Origin of the sequence: Anabaena sp. AL93, from assembly GCF_001672085.1 — a bacterium.
Lineage (GTDB): Bacteria > Cyanobacteriota > Cyanobacteriia > Cyanobacteriales > Nostocaceae > Dolichospermum > Dolichospermum heterosporum.
Genome location: NZ_LJOU01000001.1, coordinates 26,070 through 50,705 on the forward strand (window position 1 = coordinate 26,070; position 24,636 = coordinate 50,705).

The 24,636-nt window shown below is 38.0% G+C and carries 32 protein-coding genes and 2 pseudogenes; 23 read left to right on the top strand and 11 right to left on the bottom strand.

What is annotated here, in order from left to right; all coding sequences use genetic code 11:
* Positions 1–102: 102 nt before the first annotated feature.
* Positions 103–1,008, bottom strand: a complete 906-nt coding sequence (locus tag AN486_RS00135) for an alpha/beta hydrolase (protein ID WP_053540335.1) — start codon at positions 1,006–1,008, stop codon at positions 103–105.
* A 320-nt stretch (positions 1,009–1,328) separates the two neighbouring features.
* Here AN486_RS00135 and AN486_RS00140 point away from each other — a divergent pair, with 320 nt between their 5' ends.
* Positions 1,329–2,825 carry an HlyD family efflux transporter periplasmic adaptor subunit gene (locus tag AN486_RS00140; RefSeq protein ID WP_290598511.1) on the top strand — a complete coding sequence of 499 codons (1,497 nt, stop codon included), beginning with the start codon at positions 1,329–1,331 and terminating at the stop codon, positions 2,823–2,825.
* A 62-nt stretch (positions 2,826–2,887) separates the two neighbouring features.
* Here AN486_RS00140 and AN486_RS00145 read toward each other — a convergent pair.
* The 3 genes and pseudogenes from AN486_RS00145 to AN486_RS00155 all read right to left on the bottom strand — a co-directional run bounded on the left by AN486_RS00145 (position 2,888) and on the right by AN486_RS00155 (position 4,991).
* A pseudogene (locus AN486_RS00145) lies at positions 2,888–3,466 on the bottom strand (Uma2 family endonuclease).
* A gap of 323 nt (positions 3,467–3,789) precedes the next feature.
* A complete protein-coding gene (locus AN486_RS00150; protein ID WP_053540338.1) occupies positions 3,790–4,314 on the bottom strand; it encodes a hypothetical protein in 525 nt (174 codons plus the stop codon).
* 131 nt (positions 4,315–4,445) lie between these two features.
* Entirely contained in the window at positions 4,446–4,991 is a 546-nt protein-coding gene (locus tag AN486_RS00155) for an RICIN domain-containing protein (protein ID WP_053540339.1), read from the bottom strand.
* Positions 4,992–5,170: 179 nt separating this feature from the next.
* Between AN486_RS00155 and AN486_RS00160 the strand changes: the two genes are divergently transcribed.
* The 6 genes from AN486_RS00160 to AN486_RS00185 all read left to right on the top strand — a co-directional run bounded on the left by AN486_RS00160 (position 5,171) and on the right by AN486_RS00185 (position 9,479).
* Entirely contained in the window at positions 5,171–6,478 is a 1,308-nt protein-coding gene (locus tag AN486_RS00160; RefSeq protein WP_290598515.1) for an NB-ARC domain-containing protein, read from the top strand.
* 20 nt (positions 6,479–6,498) lie between these two features.
* Positions 6,499–7,455, top strand: coding sequence for a tetratricopeptide repeat protein (locus AN486_RS00165; RefSeq protein WP_053540343.1), 957 nt, complete (start codon positions 6,499–6,501; stop codon positions 7,453–7,455).
* A 91-nt stretch (positions 7,456–7,546) separates the two neighbouring features.
* Positions 7,547–7,729, top strand: a complete 183-nt coding sequence (locus AN486_RS00170) for a hypothetical protein (RefSeq protein ID WP_053540344.1) — start codon at positions 7,547–7,549, stop codon at positions 7,727–7,729.
* Between the two features lie 46 nt (positions 7,730–7,775).
* Positions 7,776–8,186 carry a hypothetical protein gene (locus AN486_RS00175; protein ID WP_053540345.1) on the top strand — a complete coding sequence of 137 codons (411 nt, stop codon included), beginning with the start codon at positions 7,776–7,778 and terminating at the stop codon, positions 8,184–8,186.
* 6 nt (positions 8,187–8,192) lie between these two features.
* Positions 8,193–9,044: a hypothetical protein gene (locus tag AN486_RS00180; protein WP_053540346.1), complete on the top strand. Its 852-nt coding sequence runs from the start codon at positions 8,193–8,195 to the stop codon at positions 9,042–9,044.
* A gap of 126 nt (positions 9,045–9,170) precedes the next feature.
* Entirely contained in the window at positions 9,171–9,479 is a 309-nt protein-coding gene (locus tag AN486_RS00185) for a hypothetical protein (protein WP_053540347.1), read from the top strand.
* 77 nt (positions 9,480–9,556) lie between these two features.
* Here AN486_RS00185 and AN486_RS00190 read toward each other — a convergent pair whose 3' ends face one another.
* From AN486_RS00190 to AN486_RS00200, 3 genes are all read right to left on the bottom strand, one after another.
* Complete coding sequence (locus AN486_RS00190; RefSeq protein ID WP_053540348.1) at positions 9,557–12,238, bottom strand: RNA helicase; 2,682 nt, start codon at positions 12,236–12,238, stop codon at positions 9,557–9,559.
* 160 nt (positions 12,239–12,398) lie between these two features.
* Positions 12,399–12,833: a DUF29 domain-containing protein gene (locus AN486_RS00195; protein WP_015078603.1), complete on the bottom strand. Its 435-nt coding sequence runs from the start codon at positions 12,831–12,833 to the stop codon at positions 12,399–12,401.
* A 37-nt stretch (positions 12,834–12,870) separates the two neighbouring features.
* Complete coding sequence (locus tag AN486_RS00200; protein ID WP_053541349.1) at positions 12,871–13,491, bottom strand: hypothetical protein; 621 nt, start codon at positions 13,489–13,491, stop codon at positions 12,871–12,873.
* Between the two features lie 74 nt (positions 13,492–13,565).
* Between AN486_RS00200 and AN486_RS00205 the strand changes: the two genes are divergently transcribed.
* Positions 13,566–13,814 carry a hypothetical protein gene (locus tag AN486_RS00205; protein ID WP_053540349.1) on the top strand — a complete coding sequence of 83 codons (249 nt, stop codon included), beginning with the start codon at positions 13,566–13,568 and terminating at the stop codon, positions 13,812–13,814.
* Positions 13,815–14,207 carry a type II toxin-antitoxin system VapC family toxin gene (locus AN486_RS00210; protein ID WP_053540350.1) on the top strand — a complete coding sequence of 131 codons (393 nt, stop codon included), beginning with the start codon at positions 13,815–13,817 and terminating at the stop codon, positions 14,205–14,207. It abuts the gene before it with no gap.
* Between the two features lie 61 nt (positions 14,208–14,268).
* Here the strand turns inward: AN486_RS00210 and AN486_RS00215 are convergent, their stop codons facing one another.
* Together AN486_RS00215 and AN486_RS00220 are read right to left on the bottom strand one after the other, a co-directional pair.
* On the bottom strand, positions 14,269–14,496 hold the full coding sequence (locus AN486_RS00215; RefSeq protein WP_199924304.1) for a type II toxin-antitoxin system HicB family antitoxin: 228 nt from the start codon (positions 14,494–14,496) through the stop codon (positions 14,269–14,271).
* On the bottom strand, positions 14,493–14,675 hold the full coding sequence (locus AN486_RS00220) for a type II toxin-antitoxin system HicA family toxin (RefSeq protein ID WP_053540351.1): 183 nt from the start codon (positions 14,673–14,675) through the stop codon (positions 14,493–14,495). Before AN486_RS00220 ends, AN486_RS00215 begins: the two co-directional genes overlap by 4 nt.
* A gap of 230 nt (positions 14,676–14,905) precedes the next feature.
* Here AN486_RS00220 and AN486_RS00225 point away from each other — a divergent pair, with 230 nt between their 5' ends.
* The 8 genes from AN486_RS00225 to AN486_RS00260 all read left to right on the top strand — a co-directional run bounded on the left by AN486_RS00225 (position 14,906) and on the right by AN486_RS00260 (position 18,290).
* On the top strand, positions 14,906–15,868 hold the full coding sequence (locus AN486_RS00225) for a hypothetical protein (RefSeq protein ID WP_053540352.1): 963 nt from the start codon (positions 14,906–14,908) through the stop codon (positions 15,866–15,868).
* A gap of 33 nt (positions 15,869–15,901) precedes the next feature.
* Complete coding sequence (locus tag AN486_RS00230; protein WP_053540353.1) at positions 15,902–16,642, top strand: hypothetical protein; 741 nt, start codon at positions 15,902–15,904, stop codon at positions 16,640–16,642.
* A 16-nt stretch (positions 16,643–16,658) separates the two neighbouring features.
* Positions 16,659–16,793 carry a hypothetical protein gene (locus tag AN486_RS00235; RefSeq protein ID WP_256369542.1) on the top strand — a complete coding sequence of 45 codons (135 nt, stop codon included), beginning with the start codon at positions 16,659–16,661 and terminating at the stop codon, positions 16,791–16,793.
* Between the two features lie 89 nt (positions 16,794–16,882).
* Positions 16,883–17,134: a hypothetical protein gene (locus AN486_RS00240; protein ID WP_053540354.1), complete on the top strand. Its 252-nt coding sequence runs from the start codon at positions 16,883–16,885 to the stop codon at positions 17,132–17,134.
* Positions 17,135–17,242: 108 nt separating this feature from the next.
* Positions 17,243–17,485 (top strand): DUF2281 domain-containing protein, encoded by a 243-nt coding sequence (locus AN486_RS00245; RefSeq protein ID WP_234413228.1) that lies wholly within the window; start codon positions 17,243–17,245, stop codon positions 17,483–17,485.
* A 34-nt stretch (positions 17,486–17,519) separates the two neighbouring features.
* A complete protein-coding gene (locus tag AN486_RS00250; RefSeq protein ID WP_081424280.1) occupies positions 17,520–17,738 on the top strand; it encodes a DUF433 domain-containing protein in 219 nt (72 codons plus the stop codon).
* 26 nt (positions 17,739–17,764) lie between these two features.
* Entirely contained in the window at positions 17,765–18,034 is a 270-nt protein-coding gene (locus AN486_RS00255) for a hypothetical protein (RefSeq protein ID WP_234413229.1), read from the top strand.
* The gene (locus AN486_RS00260) at positions 18,027–18,290 is read left to right on the top strand and encodes a type II toxin-antitoxin system RelE/ParE family toxin (RefSeq protein WP_053540356.1); all 264 of its coding nucleotides are present in this window, start codon (positions 18,027–18,029) and stop codon (positions 18,288–18,290) included. Before AN486_RS00255 ends, AN486_RS00260 begins: the two co-directional genes overlap by 8 nt.
* Positions 18,291–18,337: 47 nt before the next feature.
* On the opposite strand, the pseudogene AN486_RS00265 reads toward AN486_RS00260, so the two are convergent.
* A pseudogene (locus AN486_RS00265) lies at positions 18,338–18,553 on the bottom strand (pyrroline-5-carboxylate reductase family protein); the annotation flags it as partial.
* Between the two features lie 334 nt (positions 18,554–18,887).
* On the opposite strand from AN486_RS00265, the gene AN486_RS00270 reads away from it, so the two are divergent.
* The 3 genes from AN486_RS00270 (at position 18,888) to trmFO (ending at position 20,965) form a co-directional block, all read left to right on the top strand.
* Positions 18,888–19,145: a hypothetical protein gene (locus tag AN486_RS00270; protein ID WP_053540357.1), complete on the top strand. Its 258-nt coding sequence runs from the start codon at positions 18,888–18,890 to the stop codon at positions 19,143–19,145.
* Positions 19,146–19,409: 264 nt separating this feature from the next.
* Positions 19,410–19,625: a hypothetical protein gene (locus AN486_RS00275; RefSeq protein ID WP_081424281.1), complete on the top strand. Its 216-nt coding sequence runs from the start codon at positions 19,410–19,412 to the stop codon at positions 19,623–19,625.
* Positions 19,626–19,642: 17 nt separating this feature from the next.
* A complete protein-coding gene (trmFO, locus tag AN486_RS00280) occupies positions 19,643–20,965 on the top strand; it encodes an FADH(2)-oxidizing methylenetetrahydrofolate--tRNA-(uracil(54)-C(5))-methyltransferase TrmFO (RefSeq protein ID WP_027404427.1) in 1,323 nt (440 codons plus the stop codon).
* 19 nt (positions 20,966–20,984) lie between these two features.
* Here the strand turns inward: trmFO and AN486_RS00285 are convergent, their stop codons facing one another.
* Positions 20,985–21,278 (bottom strand): hypothetical protein, encoded by a 294-nt coding sequence (locus AN486_RS00285; protein ID WP_053540358.1) that lies wholly within the window; start codon positions 21,276–21,278, stop codon positions 20,985–20,987.
* Between the two features lie 94 nt (positions 21,279–21,372).
* On the opposite strand from AN486_RS00285, the gene AN486_RS00290 reads away from it, so the two are divergent.
* The 3 genes from AN486_RS00290 to AN486_RS00300 all read left to right on the top strand — a co-directional run bounded on the left by AN486_RS00290 (position 21,373) and on the right by AN486_RS00300 (position 24,619).
* Complete coding sequence (locus AN486_RS00290; protein ID WP_053540359.1) at positions 21,373–21,948, top strand: cold shock and DUF1294 domain-containing protein; 576 nt, start codon at positions 21,373–21,375, stop codon at positions 21,946–21,948.
* A gap of 144 nt (positions 21,949–22,092) precedes the next feature.
* Positions 22,093–23,334 carry a pitrilysin family protein gene (locus AN486_RS00295; RefSeq protein WP_053540360.1) on the top strand — a complete coding sequence of 414 codons (1,242 nt, stop codon included), beginning with the start codon at positions 22,093–22,095 and terminating at the stop codon, positions 23,332–23,334.
* Between the two features lie 13 nt (positions 23,335–23,347).
* Positions 23,348–24,619, top strand: a complete 1,272-nt coding sequence (locus AN486_RS00300; protein ID WP_190383134.1) for a pitrilysin family protein — start codon at positions 23,348–23,350, stop codon at positions 24,617–24,619.
* Positions 24,620–24,636 lie beyond the last annotated feature (17 nt).

The window sequence follows — 24,636 nt, forward strand, 5'->3', positions numbered from 1 at the left end:
ACCCCCAACCCCTCCCCGCAAGCGAGGAGGGGGCTATAATATGCTTGTAAACCAGTTTTACTCCTGACTCCTGACTCCTGAATTCTACTGTATTATTATTGATTATTCATTACTGATCGTTGATTCTAATGGAACTACCGTAGCAGGTAAATGTTGATCCATCCAATTAAGTAAATCAGTGATTACTTGAAGATAATTAATATCGTAGTGTAAATCATGATAACCTCCAGGATATTCAATTCTTAATTTATCTGGATAGATAACATTTTGATAAAATATTTCACTTCCTGCTGGCAAGGCAATTCTATCCGCACCACCATGTAAAATTAACAATGGTACTTGCCATTTTTTCGCATGATTATGAATCCAATCTACTGTGGCAAAAAACTCCGTAGATAACCTAGCAGTAGCGAGAGTATGGCGTAATTTATCTTGAGTATAGGAATCTAAGATTTTCTGATCTCGTGAACCTGCGCGGACATCCAAGCCAATATTTAAGGAAAAACGGGGCCACACTTGGGAGAGTAATTTACCTAAAACGACGCGACTCAGGGGTACTCCCACTTGACCAATGCTGGGTGCAAAAGCAATCACACCTGACAACGCAGATTTATCTTGCACATAACGAAGAGTATAATCTAAGGCAATTACTCCCCCCATGCTATGTCCTAATAGAAAAATTGGGCATCCTGGTTGTTGTTGTCGAATTAAATTGAGGAAAGTTTGTAAGTCATCACGAAATTCAGCCCAGGTATTAATGTAACCTCTTTGACCAGATGAACGCCCGTGACCACGTAAATCACAGCCATAGATAGCATATTCTTTTGGTAACAAATGGTCAACTATCGTCTTGTAAAGTCCGCTATGTCCTCCGAGTCCATGGACTATGACTAAGATTCCCTTGATTTCACCGCCAGGATGCCAACTTTGGTAATACAAATCAAGCCCACACACACCTGAAAATTTTCCCTCTTTACGAGATGCGATCGCATTGCTATGGTAAATCATAGAGTTAATTTTTTACGTCCTTGTCTAGTAAGCTACTAGCTTATTAACGTATATTGTAGATAAATTTGCTTCTAACTGTAGGAATAAATACAGATAATTAATATAGATATAGATCCCCGACTTCTCAAAGAAGTCGGGGATCTGAAAAAGTAGTGACTTACATAACAATATTTTATATTGGCATAGATTACCATTAAACATTTAGTCATACCAACTTTATGTGAGGCTACACAGAATCAGCAAATCCATGAATTTATCCGTCTTTATCTGCGTTTATTTGCGTTCATCTGCGTTCAATAATTCTAGAAATCTGACAAATTATGAAATTTTCCCTAGCCGCAAATGCTGTGCAAGCGCGTCAAACAAAAGAAAGATTTGCGAAACCAGAAGAACAATTATCCTATGAATTGGGGAAAGCTGTCCAGGAATTACCACCGCTTTATACAAGATTATTAGCAGGAACAATTAGTTTCATCATCTTTGGAACAATTTCCTGGGCGCATTTTTCAGAAATTGATGAAGTCGCCACAGCAACAGGAGAATTAATTTCTTCTACCCAAGTTAGACCGGTGACAGCTTTGGGTAATGGTTCTATTTTAGCAGTCAAGGTGAAAGAAGGCGATCGCGTCACCAAAGATCAAATTCTCATTCAACGTGATCCCAATTTTCAGCAAACAGATGTCAACCGTCTAGCCAAATCTAGTAAATTAATTGAAGATGATTTACAACGATTACAAGCTGAACGTTCTGGAGGCAAAACTGCGGGAACAATCCTCCAAGATGAACTTTTAAACTCGCGGTTATTAGACTATAAAGCCAAACAAGCAGCAGCAGCAGCAGAAGCCAAACGTCAACAATCAATTCTCAATCAAGCCAAAGTCCGTTTGAGTCGCTTACAGGAAAATTTAGCCAATGCAAAAACCAGTTTTACCAATGTGCAAAAAAACTTAGAAAATGTCAAAAGCCTACGTTCTATGTTAGATAATAATTTATCTATTGCTAAACAACGAGAAGAAAATCTTCGTACCTTAGTTGAACCAGGGGCTTTAACCAGAGTTGATTATTTAGATGCTAAAGAAAGATTAAATCGTGCTAATGCAGATATTATCAGAAATGCCGATGAAGTTACCAAAAATCAAAATAATTTAACAGAAGCAAAAGATAAAATTGCCTCTTTAGAAAAAGATGTTGCTGCCCAATTTCAAGAAATAAATCAAGCAGAACAGGCTTATCAAACAGCCAAAAATCAAAACATTCGATTAACCTCAGAACGTCAAAGTGAAATTCTCACCCAAATCAATAAACGCAAAGAAGAATTAGCTACCGTTGCCGGTCAATTAGAACAAGCCAAACAACAAAAAGACGGAGAAACTATTAAAGCCCCCGTTGCGGGAACAATTTACAAAATTAAAGCTACTAAAGGTCCAGTTCAATCTGGAGAAGAACTATTATCAATTTTACCGGAAGGAGAAGAAATGCTGCTAGAGGTAAAAGTTCTTAACCGTGATATTGGTTTTATTAATCAGGGAATGAAAGCAAAAGTTAAAATCGCCACTTTCCCGTTTCAAGAATTTGGTGTAGTTGACGGTGAAGTATTACAAATCAGTCCCAATGCCATAATTGATAAAGACTTAGGTTTGGTTTTTCCTACCAGAATTAAATTAAGTAAACATTCTTTGAATGTACGTGGACAAGAGGTAGAATTCAATCCAGGTATGGCGGCTAATGCCGAAATAGTCACTCGCAAAAAGTCAGTTTTAACATTCATTATTGAACCGATTACTCGACGTTTTAGCGAGGCATTTTCTGTGAGATAAAAATCACAGATTCAGGATGTAGGGGCGCAGGGTCTGCGCCCAGGAACGAGTCTCAAAACAATTTATCCTAATTCCTCAAAAACAATATCCTCATAAACCGACTCAATGGGAAAACTTAAATCAATACTTCGTAGTTCGATATTATCCCCCACCTGATAATTAAAAATTTCCCAATTACCGCGCTCATTTTTGCGGTATAAATCAATCGCTATTTTCTCAGCATCAACCAGAACATAATCTTGCAAACTAGGATTGCGACGATACAATCTAAATTTATCCCCTCAGTCATAACTGGCTGTATTGGGAGATAAAACCTCGACAATTAGACAGGGATATTGAATTGCTTGGATTGCAGTCCTATCACGCTCGTCGCAAGTAACGCTCACATCAGGATAAACATAATCTTTCGTTTCCACAATATTTACACGACAATCGGAATTACCAACCTGACAACCACCGCCCCGTAAATGACCTTTAACAATGAAAATAATATTACTAGCAATCCGTCCATGATTTTGAGTCCCCCCACTCATAGCGTAAATTTCACCATTAAGATACTCATGGCGAAGCAGTTGTTGTTCTTCCCAGACAAAATATTCTTCAGGTGTTAACTTAGGAAACTTATCTTTTACAGCAATCATTTTTTATTACCTCATCTGCGCTCAACACAAATTAAAATCGCTTTCATCAACAATACCTTGTCCTTTGGTGTTTGTGGCTAATAATGTGGATAAGCGACTAAAGGTCTACAAAATGAAGAGGGGTGCTGATGGTAGGGATTTATTGGTGGTGATTCTTGGTGTTTGTAGGTTGTTTCAGGTGGTTTAATTAGGAGGAAGTTAAGGGATAATTTTGGATTTTGGATTGGATGTTTGATGTCGGTCTAAAATCCAAATTCACTAATGTGGAATTGATAAATAAAAATTGTAGTCAAAGGGGGATTTCATTTATTTCAAACTTAGTATTAAGGATTCTTTGGTATTTGGAAATACTCAAATTTGCAAACAATATCAGGATTAATACCTTTTTGGACAGCTTGTACTCGTCCATTAATACAAGTATTAATAATTTGAGCATTTGCTCTTATTGTCTCACGTTTATTTTCATTCTCCTGTCTGAATTTTTCCACATTACTTTGATTGACACAGGGATTTGTGTTAAATGTGGAAACAATTTGCCAACCATTATTACTCAAAGGATTACCATTGTTTCCATACGCCGTGGAAATTGAAAACCCACATTGAGTAGTAAATGTACTACTATAACCACTATAGCTAGAGCTAGAAAAACCGGGATAAGGTAAAAAACCCTGATTAATACTGTTTGTATTTAAATCAGATGCAGTTCCAGTATTGGGAGCAGAAGTAGTATTCGTTCCAGTTGTTACAACTTGATCTGCTGTTGGATCGCCTCCTCCAGCCGCTAAAGCATCTAATGAGTATGTAATTAAAAATACTATAACAATAGAAAAAAGATACAATTTACTCATGATTTTTTTGTTAAAAAGCTAGAGTGATAAAAAACTAGGGTCATATAGACCCTAGTGAAGAATGTTCTATAAATGCACCTAAAAAAGCTCAACTTCCTTAGAATAGATTTTATTGAACTTCTCTACATTCTTTATCGAGAGCGAATTCGGAAGGTTTGTTCAGGATCTCCAGTTAGTGTTGCATTACAAGCATACATAAAGACATATCCTCCGTTCCATAGATTTACATTTGGAGCATTAATGCAAGAGTTTGTGCCTTTAAGTCTGAATCGAACATCAGTAAATGATCCATTGTATATGTCTTCTTTAATGAAATTCTGGTTTGCTGCTTGTCCACAAGGGCGTACATAGATTGAAGCATTATTATTAGCAGAGCTTGCTGTCATACAGTAGTTAGAATTGTAGTTACTTTTTATTCTTACTTCTGCGGTCGCAAAGCCTGTTTGGCGATCCCCAGAACCTAAAACATCAAAATCCCACTTTTCTAAACTGTCTGGATTTTTTAAGTCGTACAAATTGACTCTTGAATTCAAGTTGTATAAATTCAATGCGTAACCGCTTCCGTCATTATTCTTTATACGTTCAATGGTTACTGCTCCTTGAGCTAAATTTGCATTACCAAGAGAAATGCCAGCAATAAATAATGCTCCAGTTGCAACTTTCAACAAGTGATTCATACAATTTCCCTGTTAGCTAGTAGTTAGATGCTGTGAAAAAGTGTTATTAGCAACCGAGTAGAAATGGTTGCTTGTGCCAATAAATCTATTTCAACCTGAATTTTTGGAAACTAGGTTTGATTTCAATGTCAAAGTTATGTAAAACTTGTATAAGATGTAAAACTTATTTGGGGTGAGTAATGGTACGGTCAATTCGAGCATCAAAATCAGGCTTGAAAAAGGCTGAAAAAAAATTCAATGGTAAAGATTGCACGCAAGATTACTTAGCAGGGGCTGCAAATTGTACTCGGCAGACTGTAAGCAAATTTTTTGCTGGAGTAGCTATAGACAGGCGATTTTTCCTAAGTATATGTGATGAATTAGGGTTAGAATGGAGAGAGATTGCCGACCTAGAGTCAGAAATAGACGGTGGAGAAGGTGGAGTAAATACCCAACGTGGGTTATATATCCCAAATACTCGCTGTCGTCGTTTATGGGGGCGCAAGGATCTAGTTGAAAAAGTTTTATCCCGCTTATCTGATCCACAAGAACCATCTATTCTTGCTCTTAGTGGTAGTGCAGGGTATGGAAAAACAGAGGCTGCTACACAAATTGCTAAAACTGCTCTGAAAAATAATACTTTTGCAGATGTTCTGTGGGTGACAGCTAGACAAACAGAATTAGTTGATGGTCGTATTAGCGAAGAAAATCAGTATGAAGTGCTAAATTGGAATAGGTTTCTTCATGAAATAGCTGATCAACAACTTAAGTGTCCGGTAGAAGGAGTTCACCAACGTCTTAAAGAAGAAAAATTACTTGTTGTATTAGACAACGCTGAAACAGCAGATTTAGAAAGTATTCTTTCAAAACTTAACCGCATACTTAGTCCGAGTCGGGCGCTTTTAACTAGTCGTGTGAAAACCAAGCCTCCCTACGTAGGGCTGATTCCAATTGAAGGACTAGATATAACATCATCTGGTGAATTATTAAAGGATGAAGCAAAATACAATGAGATACCTATACTAGAAAATATAAGTAATGAACAAATTGAGAGAATACATAAACTTTCTTGTGGCGCTCCCTTAGCACTGCATTTTGTGGTCAGCAGTATTTTACATTACAATGCAATTGAGCCAGTCCTAGCTGGGTTAGAACAAGCTCAGGGAGAAGTAGAACAGTTTTATAAGTTTACTTTAGAAACAGCATGGCAACGCATCAACAATATATCACAGGATGTACTGCGTTATATGGGTCAGAATGATGCAGGTGTTACTCAACTAGAGTTATCTAGTTTTCGAGGATTATCGAATTTGCAGTTAAATACAGCACTATCTGAATTGAGACGTTGGTATTTAGTAGAAGACAAAACAGATGAAAAAAGCAATCTGAGATATGATTTACATCCTTGGATTAGAAGTAGTGTACGTAATGGCTTGGTTGATAATTGGCAACCCTCACTTCAAGATTTAGAACAAATTGCTAAATCAAAGTTTGGTATTGATATATAAAAATCATAGGTAGATCAAGTATGACTACAGTAGATTTAACAATCGTTGAAGAAAGAAAAAATTTATTTAGTTTATTACTAAGATTTGAACAGAAGTGTTTGCCATTAAATAGTGAAAGCGAAAGATCATTTAACTCGCTATATCAAATTTGGGAAAAAGCTAGTGGTGACTTGTTTTCCTTCTGTTACTGGAATGACTATTTTCGTTGTGGGAATATTGTGCTTCGAGTTGCTAAATCCCTTAATTCTATACAAATAGAAGGACAATTACTAAGCGAAATAGGTTGGATTTGTATGGAATGGGAGGATTTTATAACTGCCGAAAAATATTTTAATGATTCATTAAATAAATATCGGTTAATTAAAGATATTAAGGGAGAATGTCGCTTATTGAGATATTTAGGAGTATTGTCACATCGCCAGAATTTACTAAATGTTGCTCTAAATTATTACAATCAAACGTGGAATATTGTAGAAGCTAATCATAAAATACATCAGTATGATGATAAATGGGATTTTCAAAAAGCTGAATTACCCAATGTTATTGGATGTATTCATTTAGAGTTACAAAATTTTGATGAAAGTTATCACCAACTTAACCTATCGGTAAAAAATTACCAGTTTTTGCTAGAAAAATATCCTGAACTAAGAGAAAAAAATCGTTATTTTTTACCTGACCCATTGTTAAATTTGGGTAAATGGCACTTATTTCAGCAAAATTATACACAAGCAAGAGAATATTATCAAGAAAGTCTTGAACTCAGCAAAGAGATTAATCGTCCTGATACAATTGCTGGTGTATTGTTATTAATGGCTGAATTAGCTGAGATAGAAGGTAATAAAGATGAAGCTATAAATTTAGCTAGTGAAGCAGAACTTGTAGCTGGTACTGAAATAATAGCTGTACGTGATCGCGCTGCGAGTCTTCGTGAGCGATTAGAAGCCCAAAAAAGCCAAACACCAATTCACACTTACTGACGAATAACACCAAATTCAAAGTTTACTTCTATCAACTTAATATCTTCCCCCAATGGGGGATTTATGAGAGCAAAGTTCAAAAAACAGCACCATGAACACGCCCAATTACAGCTTATTACTGCAAAGCTTTTGGACACCACCTACCACACCCATTCCCGAAAATTCCCACTCAAATAATCATCCCCCAGAACCAACAGAAATCGCCGAATTTATAGGAGAAGAAATACTCTATCCACCAATAATTATCAATAGGAATAAATATGTATTAAAATAGAAGCCAATAGCTAACTTAAACCCTCAAAAATTATTAAACAAAAACAATGAACATTAAGCAGAATGTCTTAGAAGTTTCAGGATTAGAACTTACCAAGACTATCTTAGTAGATTTACAAAAGCTCGCCTCTTGCTCTGGAGAACCAATAGCATCTGTCTATGCAGATAACTTACTGCGTACCATGCGTATTATGCGCGATAAATTACCTTTTGACCCCTATACAGAAGTGGTAATGGCATTACATGATGCACTTGCATATTCTAATCGTTGGATTGACTATAATGCCAGTCAATATCAAGGAGTTTGTGAATTACTTACATCCCTAGTCAATCAAGAAACAATCAACAATTCATCAGTTGAAGCAGCAATTTTAACCCTAGAAAACTTAGGCTTTGATACCATACCATTTGGAGTCAAACTTGATGAAAGCCTGGATATACATGAAGACGAGGAATAATAGCAAATGGATGATAAATCTATTCCTCAACACTTTCTAGATACCTCAGTTTTACGTTCTTTGCTACTAGGTACGCAAGTCTATAAGCAGTATTTTGAATCTCAACTTACTGACCAAACGCTTTATATTTCTAATTACGTGCAGATGGAGATGAGGCGCAGTTATCTGATTAATCTTATTTCCTTCTACTTTGTGCTGCGCCTAGAAACTATAAATAATATTGGCGATGCGATCGCACTGTGGAGTAATAGATTTAAAACCAGCGAACTTAAAGCTATTTTACAACTTATTCCCCAACTTTTTAGCACCCACCAACTCAACTTTAGTAGTCCCCAAGATAAAGAAAAAGCTATCTCTATTTTAGGAATTTATATCAAACGTTTTGAACTTCTACTCAGAAAAAAGTTTAATAATACCAATACAGATTCTACCACCTGTACCCGCGCCCTTGTACCGCTTACCCTTGACTTACAAAATCTGGCTGCTGGCTTAAAACAGTTTGCTGATGAATTTGGAGATGTAAAAAAATGTCGCAGCAACTGTCAGATTGACCAAGTTCTTTTAGTACAATACCGTGCAGAAATTGAGCAATTAATTCAAATTGCTGCTCAACTACCCAAAAACTCAAATACTAGAGGATTTATTAATATTGCCAATAATTTAAAAGAAATATTAGCTCAAGGAGCAACAGCCTGTGACTGCAACCGTTGTGAAAAAATTGGAGATGCTGTCATTGCTTTAAATGCACCCCGGAATATGCAACTAGAACATACTGATAATTCCTTTGACTATTTATGTCCAACAATTAATCAACCCCATTACAAACATCCTTCAGAGAGGAAAATCTTTGCCAGATGATAATTTTCTAGTAAATTACTATAGCATTTATCAAAAATAACTTTGTAAATTCAGAGTTTACTTCTGTCAACTTAATATCTTCCCCCAATGGGGGATTTATGAGGGCAAAGTTCAAAAAACACCACCATGAACACGCCCAATTACAGCTTATTACTACAAAGCCTGTGGACACCACCTACCACACCCATTCCCGAAAATTCCCCCTCAAATAATCATCCCCCAGAACCAACAGAAATCACCGAATTTCTAGCAGAAGAAATACTCTATCAACAAACAATTCCCGCCACCGAACCCAACCTCAAAACCATCCCCAAAGACCTACCAAAACAACTAATCAAAGCCCTACAATCATTAGGAATAACCCAACTTTATTCCCATCAGATCAAAGCCTTACAAGCAATTAGAAAAGGTAAAAGTTTCATCTTTGATTTTTAAACCGTAAGGGTTTGAGGTCCCCGACTTCTTAGAGAAGTCGGGGATCTGACTGCAAATATAAGTTATATAAACCCTAATTATTCCATTGCTTCATTCACAGGGAATCTATCAATTAATTGCATCGCTCGTTGAGCATTGCGTCGCAATACATCTGGTAAATTAGGAACATGAGGAATCTGGGATAATAAATCTAGAGTGCGGCGTAAAATTCGCACTACGTCCCCTTCATCTAAAGTGGTTTTCTCACATAATGCTTTCCACTCTACCCCTAGCGCCCATTGTTCCACCAAGGAAATCAAGCTGATAAAACGAGTTTCTAAACCTACAGGTAAGGCTACCCCATGACGATACTGTACCTTTAACACAGAACGGCGAATAGGTTGTAATGTTAACCAGGCTGCATCTGCTTCTGTAGACAGGTTGAAATCAACCTTAGTATCTGGGCGGGGGCTTTCTGTCACCAAGGCGGCTATTACTGCTGCTAGGTTATGGGGACCAATATTATCTAATTCTCCACTGGCTAAAACTAAACCTAACCACAATTCATTTTCACCGCGAATGGCTGCCGCAATTTCTCCTAATTTTGTGGGAACTAAGTTATCCAAACATTCAAAGAATTGCAAAATTTCAATTAAACAGAGAAACTCTTCCCAATATCTTTGAGACTGTAGTGATACCTGTTCTTGTAGGTGTTCAATTTCTGCTTCTAATTCGACACAACGCGCTCGATTTTTGAATATTTTGGCAATGTTACCCGATTTATAAATGGGATGGTTTTCTAACTGTTCTTGGACAGCAGTTAGGCGACTGAGTTGTTCTCTTACTTCTGTGGGTAGATGGTTAAATTCTTCAGGATTGGGTATGCTTTGAGCGATCGCAATGGTGCTTTCATCACCACGAATTGATTGTCCTCGTTTCAAGCTCAATTCTGAAGGTGGTATTAGCTCAGATGGAACTTCTACTCGTGGCATTTCTGCATACATATCTAATATATCTGCTGAAGTTGCCACATACCAACGGTTATTTTGCCCCAAGCAAACAAAGTAAGATGTCTCACCCACACTCACGGCTTTGTCAACCAGCACTACTGTTATTGGTAGGGGTGACATGGCGTTTCTGTCGTTGAGACTCAACATAGTTCCAGATATGGCAAAATCTAGCATCATTGCCAGTTGTGCCTGTCTATCTTCCTGTGCCTGTTCTTGCAGGGTTTTGAAAATTTGGCGTTCTACTTTCAAGCGTTGACGCAGTTTTTCATATTGCATCAATTCACTTTCATCAATTGCCGCCAGTTGTGATTGAATTTGCGATAATTCGCTTTGAAATTGTCCCAGTTCTTCAAAATCTGGTTGGAGGTGCAAATTGGACATATATTGTCCAAAACTGCGTTCTATCAGTTCTCTGGCTTTTTCTATGGTGTGGGTTTGCAGCAGGTTCAAAACCATACCGTAACTGGGTGTAAACTGACTAACTAAGGGATCAGCTTTGGATGTAGCTAAATAGGATGCTTCTTTTGCGCCTTCAAAGGGGGTTTGTAATGTTACTACATAACCTTGCATATCCATCCCGCGACGACCAGCCCGCCCTGCCATTTGCAAGAATTCCGAAGCATTGAGTAAGCGGTGTCCGTTATCAGTGCGTTTAGACAAAGTAGAAATAACTGTTGTCCGGGCGGGCATATTAATTCCCGCTGCTAAGGTTTCTGTGGCGAATACTACTTTAATTAATCCCTGCTGAAACAGTTCTTCGACGAATCCTTTCCAAGCTGGTAAGATGCCGGCATGATGGGCAGCTATACCTCGATACAGTGGGGCAACTTGTCCAGCCCTGCCAGCATCGGGGTTACGGCGTAAAAATTCGTCAATTTGTTGGCGGAGGATTTGGGACTCATCATTATTAACTAACCATAAATCACCAACTTCTTCAACGGCTTTATCACAGCCCCGACGACTGAAGATAAAGTAAATGGCGGGAAGCATATCCCGTTCTTGGAGTTGGCTCAGGGTATAAATAATACCGGGCGGTTCTGGTCTACCAGCTTTGCCTTTTTCCCAATATCCTTTTTTAGCCTTTTTGACTAAGCGGGGATTAATTTTGGTATTAGTTTCATTTAATAACGGAAACAATCCTTTGGGATTACAAAAGTTAAATTCTAAGGGAACGGGGCGAAAATCGGAGTAAATCAGGTCTGTGGGACCATGAACATGATTTAACCAACTGGTAAGTTGATCACTGTTGGCAACGGTGGCAGAAAGGGCTACAAGTTGGACGCTGCGGGGACAGTAGATGATGGATTCTTCCCAGACTGTACCCCGTTGGCGATCGTTCATGTAGTGGCACTCATCTAGCACTACAGCCTCAACGTCGGCTAAGGAGATGCCAATTTGACCTATGGGCGTGCCATAGAGCATATTGCGGAAAATTTCTGTGGTCATGACCAAAATTGGTGCATCCCTATGAATGGAAGCGTCTCCGGTGAGGAGTCCAACTTGATCAAAGCCAAATTTTTCGCGGAAGTCTCGGAGTTTTTGATTAGATAACGCCTTCAAGGGAGTGGTGTAAAATACCCGTTTCCCGCGAGATAAGGCGCGATAGATGGCATATTCCCCGATGAGGGTCTTTCCTGAACCTGTGGGCGCACAGACAACTACTGAACGGTCAGCATTGAGGGAGGCGATCGCTTCTTTCTGGAATTGATCTAATTCAAAGGGGAATATTGACTCAATGTCAATTTCATTAGCAGAGGCAGAATAATTCACTCAATCATAATTTACAAGCAGACTGTCTACTATCATAACGTGATTCGTGGTTTCCTACGTTGATATGAAAAGCCCAAGTTGTGAAGGTATGACTGAGCTTTTTTTAATTACTTTACTATTTCGGCAATTTTGCGGAGACCTCGCCAAGCAATTACACTGACTACTTCCGCCAAGAAGTTTGTTGCAAAATTTGATCTATTTCTTGAGGAAAAGGACAATCATCAGGAAAAGAAAAAGATTGATAATCAGAGTTCTCTCGCAGAGTCGTTAATGCGCTGATATAACATTCTATAAATATTTCATCCCAATACGGTCTTAAGCTGGGAGAGTCTTCCAATAAGCCTTTCAATTCTCGCTGACTACGCTTAATTGTTTCTGTCCAACCACGATAGTCTTGAACGTAGTCTGAATAACAAAGTTTAAGACAATGTTCTAGCATTGTGATGAGCCGATTTCGCAATTCTCGCTTTTGACTCCTTCCCAAACTTTCAATCTCCTCAATTAAGTCTTCCCAGTCAACACTATGATAATTTTGCTCTTTCAATAGATTAATTGTCTCTTCAATCCAGAGGGCGTAATCTGTTTGGGTTAGCATAGTATTTTTCCTCTTTCCCTAATTTTACACTTTTTTATCATTTTACTATTTCGGCAATTTTGTACAGAACTCGACAGGCAGATTCTAATTCGTTTTGGGTAGACAGTGGGGCAAATACTCGTGATATGGCATAGTGTTGATTTTCTAGTTTGACAAACACAATATCGTCGCCATTGGTTAACATTCCAAAGTTAGGTAGATTAGTGTTGGGACTAGCCATTAAGTAAGTCAGGGTTTGTGGCAATGCTGACCAAACTGATAACATGATTTTTTTTGATTCTAAAACAATTACCCATAGGCGGTCTTGTAATACCAGTAAATCTATTCCACCCTGGAGAGTTTCTTCGCTATCAGCTATTGTTATTTGTACAGATTCTTCTGCTTTGATGCGAAAAGGTGGATCATATAAACCTGCAACGGTAAGTAATGGAGAAACGAGTAATAGCATTACTGTACTTTCTAATAAATGCCCACCTGAACGGTGATAAAGATAACGTTTCCAGAGAATTTCTAGGTTGGTGTGGTCATTGGGATTAATTTCAGGTAATTGATCATGCCATTCTGTAAAAAAATCCTCTGATTCACTGCGACTCAAGCCAAATCGTTTTTCTGCTTCAGCGATGGTGGTGATAGTTTCAGTAACGGCTAGTGTTTGCATAGTGGATTTTTGTCTCAGTAGTTGCATCTACGATAAAATAATTTCACCGACCTGATTTTATCTAAAACTCTATTATGACTATTGCTGAACAGATTTATGCGATCGCTAAAACTCTTCCCCAAGATCAAGCTGATGCGATTCTGACTTTTGCTGAATTTATCCGTGCTAAACATCTAAATACTAACCAAACTGTTAAAAATATTGACGAGTTACCTTGGTCAGAATTTGTTTATTCACTTGCTGGAACTTGGACAGATGACTTTCCCACTTTAGAAGAAATTCGCGCTGAATCAGGACAAGACATTCTGCGGGAGAGCCTTTAAATGTACGTTTTGGACACCAACACACTGATTTATTATTTCAAAGGTCAAGGACAAGTTGCTGAAAATTTTGCTAATGTCTCTGCTCAAGAAATTAGTATTCCTACGATTGTTTTTTTTGAATTACAAGTTGGTATTGCTAAGTCCACTTCACCCGCAAAACGCACTCAACAACTTCAAGAACTTATGAGTCGGGTTAACCTGGTTTTGTTTGATAGAGAAGCTGCTCTTGCTGCTGCTAAAATTCGTGCTGAGTTGGAGCAGCAAGGAACTCCAATCGGTCAAATGGATGTTTTGATTGCTGGTACAGCCATAGCATTGCAAGCAACTTTAGTTACTCACAATATCAAGGAGTTTTCCAGGGTTTCGGGACTCACAATTGTTGACTGGTATTGATTACTAATCAATAAGCTTAACGGCTAGTCCTTGCATGGTGAATTGTTTCCGGTAGCTGTGTTTATATCGTTACTGCTACTTTACCAACTTGCGTGGATGGTTCGGGTATAGGTTGTCCATCTTCTTTTAATACTTCTAGGTATAATGCGATCGCTTCTTTAATATTTTCCTGTACTTCTGCTAAGGTATCGCCAATACTGACACAACCGGGTAAGTCGGGAACATAAGCGCCCCAGTTTGTCTGGCCACGTTCGTAGATGACTGTGTACTCAATCATTTTTTCGTTCATAATTTTGCTTGCTTCCAAATTGATGAGAGTGTACCGACTGGAATATCATCACTTGGTTTTCCGGGTACAACTACGATACCTGATTTGCTTGGATGTTTGAGGATACGATGACTACCTCTGATGCGATCTATATACCAACCATCTGCTTCCAGGATTTTGAGAACTTCTTTAACCTTCATAATTTACAAGCAGACTATTTACCATCATAACTTGATTAGTGATTTACTACATTGAGAGCAAAAGCACAAGTTATGAGGTTATGAGAGAGAGCCTTTAGATGTACATTTTGGATACCAACACCCTTGACCCGCAAAACGCACCAGTAGTGTGATATTATAGTCTGGGTATAGAAAAATTTATACAAAAGATAAATTTTTTGATACATAAAAATTAAGTGCCAATAAAAAACATGAAAAGACAAACCGAACTTTTGGCAGAAGTTGAAAGATTAATATTTATCGTAGCTATAGTCGCATTGATAACATTAGTAGCTACCTACTTCGTAGTTTCTTCAATACAAAATATTCCTCCAGGGATATTGGAGTTTCTAAAAAGTATACTTACAAATTTGATACCAGTTCCCTTTCTTTTCATATTGTCATTTGTTATATATCGACGTATTCAATCTATTCGTCATAAAAATGATACTGAAAAGTTATCTGAATTATTGGTTGAGGATGTAGTTAAGAAGTTACGTGAACCAACTACTAAAATTGGGCATTTGCTCAAGATTGAAGAAATTCTATCCAAATTTGATATAGAAACTATGTCTCAGTTGCTGAAAGAAGCTCATTATGCTGGAATAGTAGCTGTTCATCAAAGCTTATATGATAAAGATTTTGAGAAGCTCATTGGTAGATCAAAAAAAGTTACTATTTTGAATACATGGATTCCAAATCTTGATTTTTTAGCTGATGCCTTAGTAGATGCTTTAAGTAAAAAAAACACTGTGCAGATTCTGATGCTGTACCCTAATTCGGGTATTGCAACATTACGTAGTGAAGCATTACACAGGTTTGGTACTTCTAAATTTCAAGAAAACCAAGTTAGATCAGGTGTAGAACATTGTCTTGATGTATTAAGTGACATTGCTGAGAGAGTAGACGAGGAAAACAGAAAATATTTGCAGATTAAGCTTTATAATGCAATGCCTTCAATTTCTGTATATAATGTTGATGAACACTTTTTTGTAAGCCTGTTCTTTCATGGACAACTTGCTATAAAAGCCCCTCAAATCGAAGTACAGAGTGAAACTTCTATTCTGGGAAAATCAGTCTCTAGGGAAGTAGCAATGTTATGGAGTATTGGACAGGAATTTTCTGATGTGAGAAATTGGCGAACGGAAATCAGTATTATGGCTGACAAATTCTAATTATAATCCTTTAACGTTTAATAGAGAACACTAATGATTACCAATCTTGACAACGAAGAAGAGAAACTGATTGCTTTATTTAGAAGTCACAAAGTTTTTCAAGGAATTGAGTTTATATCTCAAAAGGATTTTCTTCAAATACTTCTTCAGCGAAGATTCCTTTCGCTCGAATTTACTAAAGTTTATGATATGGCGATTGATGGTCTTACAGATATAGAAGCTACCAAGATAGCTCGAAAGATTTTACGGGAAGAGTACCCTGATATCAATGGAAATACGCCATCACACAGGGAAGAATTAGTTCATGACTTAATTTCTCTTGGAGCTACGCAGTCCGAGATTTCAGGTTCTCGTCAAACAGTTACAACAACTCGTACAATTGAGGAGATTGAATCGCTTATCAGTGTTGCTGGAGCAGAACTATGCGACATCAAGTTATTAACTGTATTGAGATTTTGGGGTGAGATTTTGATCTCAGTTGAGTATGGTGAATTTTGGAAAAGAATGTCTAAGCAACTGAGTATTAGTGGAGACAATCAATCACGCTTTTACTATCCTCACTATTGTCACGATGCTAGAGAATCTATGGAGAAAGCATCACTTTTATCATCTACTCACTCAGGTAGATTGGGATCACGTTTAAGAGAAATGCTAGAAACTGAAAAAAATGGAGAATATTTTCTTGAGATGGAAAGAGAAATTTTAGATATAAAGACCAAGTTCTATGATCAGTTTACCGAACTGCCAAGTTATAAGTTACTTCTTGTGAATTAAATCACAATTTGACGGCTTGCTAATAGATAGTGTTGATGTTACTAAGATTGTCTGTACAGCTAGTTGTTTAGCGATCGTTCTCCCAGACCAATTTAATGAAATTGAGGATAGCGATTCCTACGGAGCGTTTCGCTATCGCACTATATTTTAGGGTACGTTAATGAAGCGATTAAATAAGGCTATGATATAGGGGTAAACCTTTGATTTCTTCCCCTGCTGCTAGTTTATGGAGATATAAATATGACTGTGCAATTTAGAGAAAAAGCTTTGATGGCTTATGAAACCATGCCATCAAGTCAGAAAAATAGGGTTTCTAAAGTAATAAAGCAGCTAGATGTTGATAAATCACAGCGATTAAAGTCTGATAAACTTGAGGATACAGATACGTGGGTAGTCAAAGTAGATCCCACAGTACGGCTACTATTTAAAAAAACAGATCAGGGTTTTTTGATAATTGATATTATTGACCGCAAAAAGGAAGATTATTCGTGATCACACTTTTTCCTTATAAGTTTGATATCAACAAATGTGATCAACAGATCCAAGAACTACAACATTTTCTAACAGCTAATTTAGCAATTTCAGTCAAAATAGAATAGTGTGTTTGAAGTAAGCCGCATTCCTTTAAATCAATATATGGATACTTTAACCAAAAACCGAGAGCAGATTATTGAGTCAATTAAGACATTGCCAGAAGATTCACTCACTGAACTCATCAATTTTGTTGATTACCTGCGCTATAAAGCAACTCAAAAACAATCCCAAAAAACTAGTAAAAACTTTTTGCTTTCAATTGCAGCCTTGGGAAATTCAGTAAAAAAGAGTGATAATGGAAAATATTAACGCAGCCATTTCTGGTTTCCCAATCTAATCAGCTATGCAAAACCTCACCAGAATTACCCGCAACCCAGAAGTAATGGGCGGCAAACCCTGCATCCGGGGAATGCGTGTTACAGTTGGTACTATCGTTTGCTTAATGGCATCTGGACACAGTGCAAATGATATCCTCAAGGTTTACCCATACCTTGAAGAAGCAGATATACATGAAGCTCTTGCCTATGAGACTGGTTGCCTTATAATAAACACTAGGCCTTAAAATTGGGAAGCAAGCAAATGAATACTATGGATAATTCCCCAGGGTCAGATAGATCATCAGAGATTTTAGTATCCGTGACAGAGTTACAAAATCAGCTTAATGACTTACTCAAACAACTATCACCAGAAAGATTACAAGTGCTTGCTGATTTTGCGGCTTACTTAGCAAATGCTGAAAGCGAAGCTGCAACCCAAGAACTTTTAGCAATTCCTGGATTGCTAGAACGAGTTAAGCAAAATCAAACAACTCCTAAAACCCATTACACAAACTGGAGAACCCTTCGCTCTGATGTATGAAGTTGTTCTCCATCCCGATGCCCAAAAGGTTTATGTTAATGCTGATAAAGCCCTAGCAAAGAAAATTGCCCGATGTTTACAGCAGTTAGAGCAAACCCCCCAGTCGCACCCTAACATCAAAGCCCTCAAGGGAGATTATGCAGGGTACTATCGCTACCGAATCGGCGACTACAGGGTAATCTATTCGATAGAGGATGAAGTGGTGCAGGTATTTGTTGTGGCTATCGCTCATCGCAGCGAAGTATATGAACAGTAAATGTGAGTTATGATTTTACTGGTAGATTGGATCAACAACCTCACTTATCACCCTTTCCCCAATTCCTGAGCGCGTTCTTTTGAGGCTTTGACGGCTTCAATGACAGCAGAACGAAAACCGGCTTTTTCTAAGGCGCTGACACCGGCAATAGTTGTACCACCGGGACTGGTAACTCTATCCTTGAGTTCCGCTGGGTGGATTTTTGTTTCTTGTAACAGTGTAGCTGTTCCTAAGACCGTTTGTACAGCTAGTTGTTGAGCGATCGCTCTTCTATGCTAAGTGAATGAAATTGAGGACAGCGATTCCTACGGAGCGCTTCGCTATGATGTAAAAACGCAAGTTATTACCTTCTCAAGTATAAACTGGGGATTTTTAGTCATCTGAAGATGACTTTTGCTATTAGACTGGGAATTCATTCCCAGGCGGGCTACAGGTTTTACGTTAAATTACCCAATTCTCACAAACTTCTTGCACTACCAAAGGTCATCTTTATGCCACCAATACCACTTTACTTGATTCTCATCACTCTCTTGCTGGTTGTTATCCCATCTCTATTTACTATTTTTCTTCGCATATCTCTTTATCTCCATTTAATAATTGACTAACGAAGTCCAAAGATTAATCAAAACAATATCAGCGGGGGGACAACGGAAAATTATCCAAACATTAGAAGCTAGATTTCAAGAAGCTAGTAAACAATTAGAACAGGTAAACACAGGAGCATTAATAGATCAAATTTATAGTCAGGAAACAATCAAGGGATTTACCTTTACCTGTGAACAAATAGATTATTTATGTCGCATTTTGCCAAATTTACTGTTAGCTTTTGGGTTACTGGGAACTTTTTTAGTATAATGAAGACCTAAACGTTTGTCTAAGTAGGTAAACAAAATAAAAATGAGGGGTATTGCGTTTTGTAAAATGGCTGAAACCCAATCAGAATCTCGCATTGAGACAACTTTACATACCGTTATATACCTTTAAATTTTTCTGTTCACCTACTTACTTAGGTGAACACAATAAAACCAATCTGTGTAAAGAAAGGTAAAATCGCCCAAACCCTCTTCACTCTTGCCTCTTGCATGAGTGCCTCTTGCCTTGCCATAACGACGATTTTCAATGCTAACCTACTTAACTGGCGAAACAAAATCACTTTTTCACCCTCGCAAACAGAAATGGTCAGAACATTTTACCTGGAGTCCTGACGGTACAAGAGTGGAAGGTATAACTGCTATAGGTCGCGCTACAATAATTAGGCTACGCATGAACAACCCAGTGATTATATTTGCTCGTAAACGGTGGGTAATAAGTGGTTGGCATTCTCCTAATGATTGATAGTATAAAAAACGGCTATGACACAAGAACCGATACAAGTAATTGGCGGCGGACTCGCGGGAACAGAAGCAGCATGGCAAATAGCCCAAGCTGGCGTGCCTGTGATTCTCCACGAGATGCGCCCTAAACGCTTCAGTCCTGCCCATCATACCGAAAATTTGGCAGAATTGGTCTGTAGTAACTCTTTCGGGGCTATGGCGAGCGATCGCGCTGCCGGTCTCTTACACGAAGAATTACGCCAACTCGGTTCTATTGTCATTTCCAAAGCAGATGAACACGCAGTCCCCGCTGGTGGGGCTTTAGCGGTAGACAGAGGACAATTTGGGGAAGATCTAACCCAAACCTTAGCAAATCACCCTTTAATTGATTTCCGTCGCGGGGAAGTTACCGCAATTCCTGAAGGTATTGTTGTTTTAGCTTCTGGTCCTTTAACCAGTCCCGATTTAGGCGCAGATTTACAGCGATTTACGGGGATGGAATATCTCAACTTTTTTGATGCTGCGAGTCCCATTATTACGGGAGATTCTATCAATAAAGATATTGCTTTTATGGCTTCTCGCTATGACAAAGGTGAGGCAGCTTATCTAAATTGTCCGATGAATAAAGAGCAGTATTTACAATTTCGAGAAGCACTTTGTCAAGCGGAACAAACAGAATTAAAAGACTTTGAAAAAGAAACAGCGAAATTTTTTGAAGCTTGTTTACCAATTGAAGAAATGGCAAGACGGGGAGAAGATACCATGCGTTATGGACCGCTCAAACCAGTGGGTTTATCTGATCCTCGCAATGGAGAACGTAATTATGCGGTAATTCAATTACGACAAGAAGATAAAGCCGGTCAACTTTGGAATATGGTAGGTTTTCAAACTAATTTACGTTGGGGTGAACAAAAAAGAGTATTTCAAATGATTCCCGGTTTAGAAAAAGCCGAGTTTGTCAGATTAGGAGTCATGCACCGCAATACTTTTTTAAATGCACCACAGTTGATGTCTGCAAGTTTGCAATTTAAAGAACGTCCAACGTTATTGGCTGCGGGACAATTAATAGGAACAGAAGGTTATACTGCTGCATCTGCTGGAGGTTGGTTAGCGGGAACAAATGCTGCTAGATTAGCTTTAGGAAAAGAACCCCTAATTTTGCCCGTGACAACGATGATGGGGGCTTTATTTGAGTTTATCAGATCCGCCGCACCAAAGCATTTTCAACCGATGGCTCCTAATTTTGGCATTGTGCCAGATTTGGGTGTGAAAATTAAGAGTAAACCGGAAAAATACGGACGTTATCGGGATAGATCCTTGGCAGATTTGGCAACTTGGAAAACGGAAAATTTAGCCGTTTAAATTAATAGGAGGAAGTGTTTTAATCTTTCTCCTTCAACATCACTAAACCATGTATTCCCACTGCTGTAATCACACCTCCCAATAATCCCCAAGTAGCATCAGCAAAAACATTAATTCGATGGGCTAAAGCTCGATGATATGCAAATTGTAAAGTTCTTTCATTAGGCTTTTCCTCTTTTACCAATTTTTCTAAATAATTTTCAGCTTTTATTAGTGCGTCATAATCAGTACCAAAATAATAAAGGGATATCAATACTACCAATAAACCAGGGATGACTAAAGTAAGTAATAAAATTCCTGGGCGTGTCTTCATAAAAACATTTAATATTTTTAGTTTATTATACACAAAAATAATGTATAAAATTAATTAAACCACAATCAAGTTAAATAACCTCAAAAATTTTTAAATGCACAAAGGGAAATTAACGATCTGGAAAGATGATCGCGGATTTGGATTTATTCAATTAGATGATACAGAAAAGAAAGTTTTCTTGCATATCTCCAGTTTAAGAAATAAGCGCAAACGCCCTCAAGAAGGAGATATTATTAAATACCAACTAACAACTGATGAAAAAGGCAAACTCACGGCTATTAACGCCTCTATTCAGGAGAAATTTCTAGGGTGGATGATTGGTTTACTTGTTTTATCAATTTTACCTATTTGGGGAACAGTCAAGCTGTCAATGATTTATAGAAATCCTTTACCGATAGCTATTTATCCAATGACAGGATTAATTACTTATTGGTTTTATGCACATGATAAAAAACAAGCAACTGATGGAAATTGGCGTACTCCTGAACAAACTTTACATTTCTGGGAGTTAATCGGTGGATGGATTGGTGGTTTTATTGCTCAGAATACACTTCACCATAAGAGTAAAAAGTCTTCCTATCAGTCAGTTTATTGGATTATTGTAGCTATTCATTTGGCTGGTTGGACGTATTGGTTATTTTTGCAGCCATACAATTTGAGACTGGGATGAGTGTAAGCATTGTTTATCCGTAAAACTTGGTGATTTACTAAATCTGTATGACTTAACTTTATTTTTTAGCAAATACAAGGTTAGAATGACAAAATTATATTGTGCTTGAAACTATAAAAATTGTCAAAACAACTAACTAACAATGTGTTTCCCGGTTCTGTTGTCAAACTAGATAATGGTTTAACACTCATTCACCAAGAGATATCCACTACACCCGTAGTGGTAGCTGACGTTTGGGTGCGTGCGGGAACTAACCTAGAACCAGAACCTTGGTTTGGAATGGCACATTTTCTAGAACACATGATTTTCAAAGGGACATCAAACCTGCTTCCTGGAGAATTTGATTATCACATCGAAAAAATTGGCGGGGTGAGTAATGCCGCAACAAGCCACGATTACGCCCATTATTCCATTACAACCGCTGCTAATCACCTAGAGCATACTCTTCCCCATTTAGGGGAATTACTCCTGAATGCAGCCATTCCTGACGATGAATTTATCAGAGAACGGGATGTGGTGTTAGAAGAAATCCGTAGTTACAATGATGATCCCGATTGGGTTGGTTTTCAATCTCTTGTGAAAAATGTTTACCAACGCCACCCTTATGGACGTTCTGTACTGGGAACTGAGGAAGAATTAATGCAGCATTCCCCGGAAGCTATGCGCTGCTTTTATCGCAGTTACTATCAACCAGAAAATATGACTGTGGTTGTGGTGGGAGGAATTGGTGAAAAAGCCGCGAGGGAATTGGTTAACCGTTCGTTTGCAGATTTTCCGCAACGGGATAATTGTCCCCAATTTACCAAAGTTCCAGCACCGCTAATTAACGGAATTCGTCGTCATGAGTTAATCTTACCCAGACTAGAACAAGCGCGGTTAATGATGGCTTGGAAAGTACCGGGAGTAGAAGAAATTCGGGCTGTTCATGGTTTAGAATTATTATCAGTCCTGCTAGGAGAAGGGAGAATTTCTCGGTTAGTATCTGATTTGCGGGAAGAAAAGCAACTTGTTCAAGAGATTTGCTGTAATTTTTCTCTCCAACAAGAATCAAGTTTATTGACAATTACGGCTTGGTTAGAATCAGAATATCTAGAACGAGTTGAGGATTTGATTTGTGATCATTTACAAGAATTACAAGATCAAGAAATTAGCACGTCAGAACTAAATCGTATTCAAAGGTTTTTATGTAATGATTATGCCTTTTCTACGGAAACACCAAATCAGCTAACTAATTTTTATGGTTATTATCATACTATTGCTAACGCTGAATTAGCTGTTACCTATCCTCAAGAAATCCAGTCTTTCAATCCTCAAGAACTGCAAAAATTAGCTCAACAGTATCTTTCATCAGCTAATTATGCGGTCACCATGCTCAAACCTTGTTAATTATTAACTGAAAATGCAAACTATTAATAGTCGCTCTCTGATTCATCGCACCGTATTAAGTAATGGCATTGTTTTGTTAGTATCAGAAAATCAAGCTGCTGATATTATTGCGGGACGGATTTTTATTCGCGCTGGTAGTTGTCATGAACAGCGAGAAAAAGCAGGGTTAGCTCATTTGTTGTCAGCGGTGATGACAAAGGGATGTGATGGTTTATCGAGTTTAGAAATTGCCGAAAAAGTTGAATCTGTGGGAGCTAGTTTAAGCACAGATGCGGCTACAGACTATTTTTTGCTATCTTTGAAAACTGTCACTACTGATTTTATTGACATTTTATCATTAGCCGGACAATTATTGCGATCGCCTACTTTTCCTGAAAATCAGGTAGAACTAGAAAAGCGGTTAGCAATCCAAGATATTCGTTCCCAAAAAGAGCAACCTTTTAGTCTGGCTTTTGAACAATTGCGTCAGGTAATGTACCCAAATCATCCCTATTCTATGTCAGTTTTAGGTGATGAAACAACGATGAGCAGCATTACCCGGTCTGACTTAGTAGAATATCACCAAACTCATTTCCGTCCTGATAATATTGTCATTAGCATTGCTGGACGCATTACCCCAGCAGAAGCTGAGAAATTAGTAACAAAGATTTTTGGTGATTGGGAAATACCAAATTCTGCCCAACCTACCCTGAATTTACCACCAATTACTGTATCACCTAAACCTTGCCTCAAACCCTTAAATACACAACAATCAATTATCATGCTGGGTTATTTAGGACCATCAGTAACTAACCCAGAATATGCAGCCCTCAAGTTACTTGCTACCTATTTAGGCAATGGTCTTTCTAGTCGTTTATTTGTAGAATTACGGGAAAAGCAAGGTTTAGCTTATGACGTATCTGCTATTTATTCAACTCGACTTTTTCCCGCTGCCTTTGTAGTTTATATTGGCACTGCACCGGAAAATACCAAAGTTGCTTTTAATGGACTTCGCCAGGAAGTAGAACTATTGTGTAGCACCGAACTGTCAGCAGAAGCATTACAAACTGCTAAAAATAAAATCATTGGTCAATATGCTTTGGGTAAACAAACTAATGGACATATTGCTCAAATATATGGTTGGTACGAAATTTTGGGTTTAGGGATTGAATTTGATCAACAATTTCCCGAATTAATTAATAATGTCACTGCAACGGAAGCAATTACATCCGCTTGTAAGTATTTACAAGCACCATACCTATCTTTAGTTGGACCAGAAGAAGCCATTCAGACAGCTATTTTGTGAAACCTTAAATTTAAGTA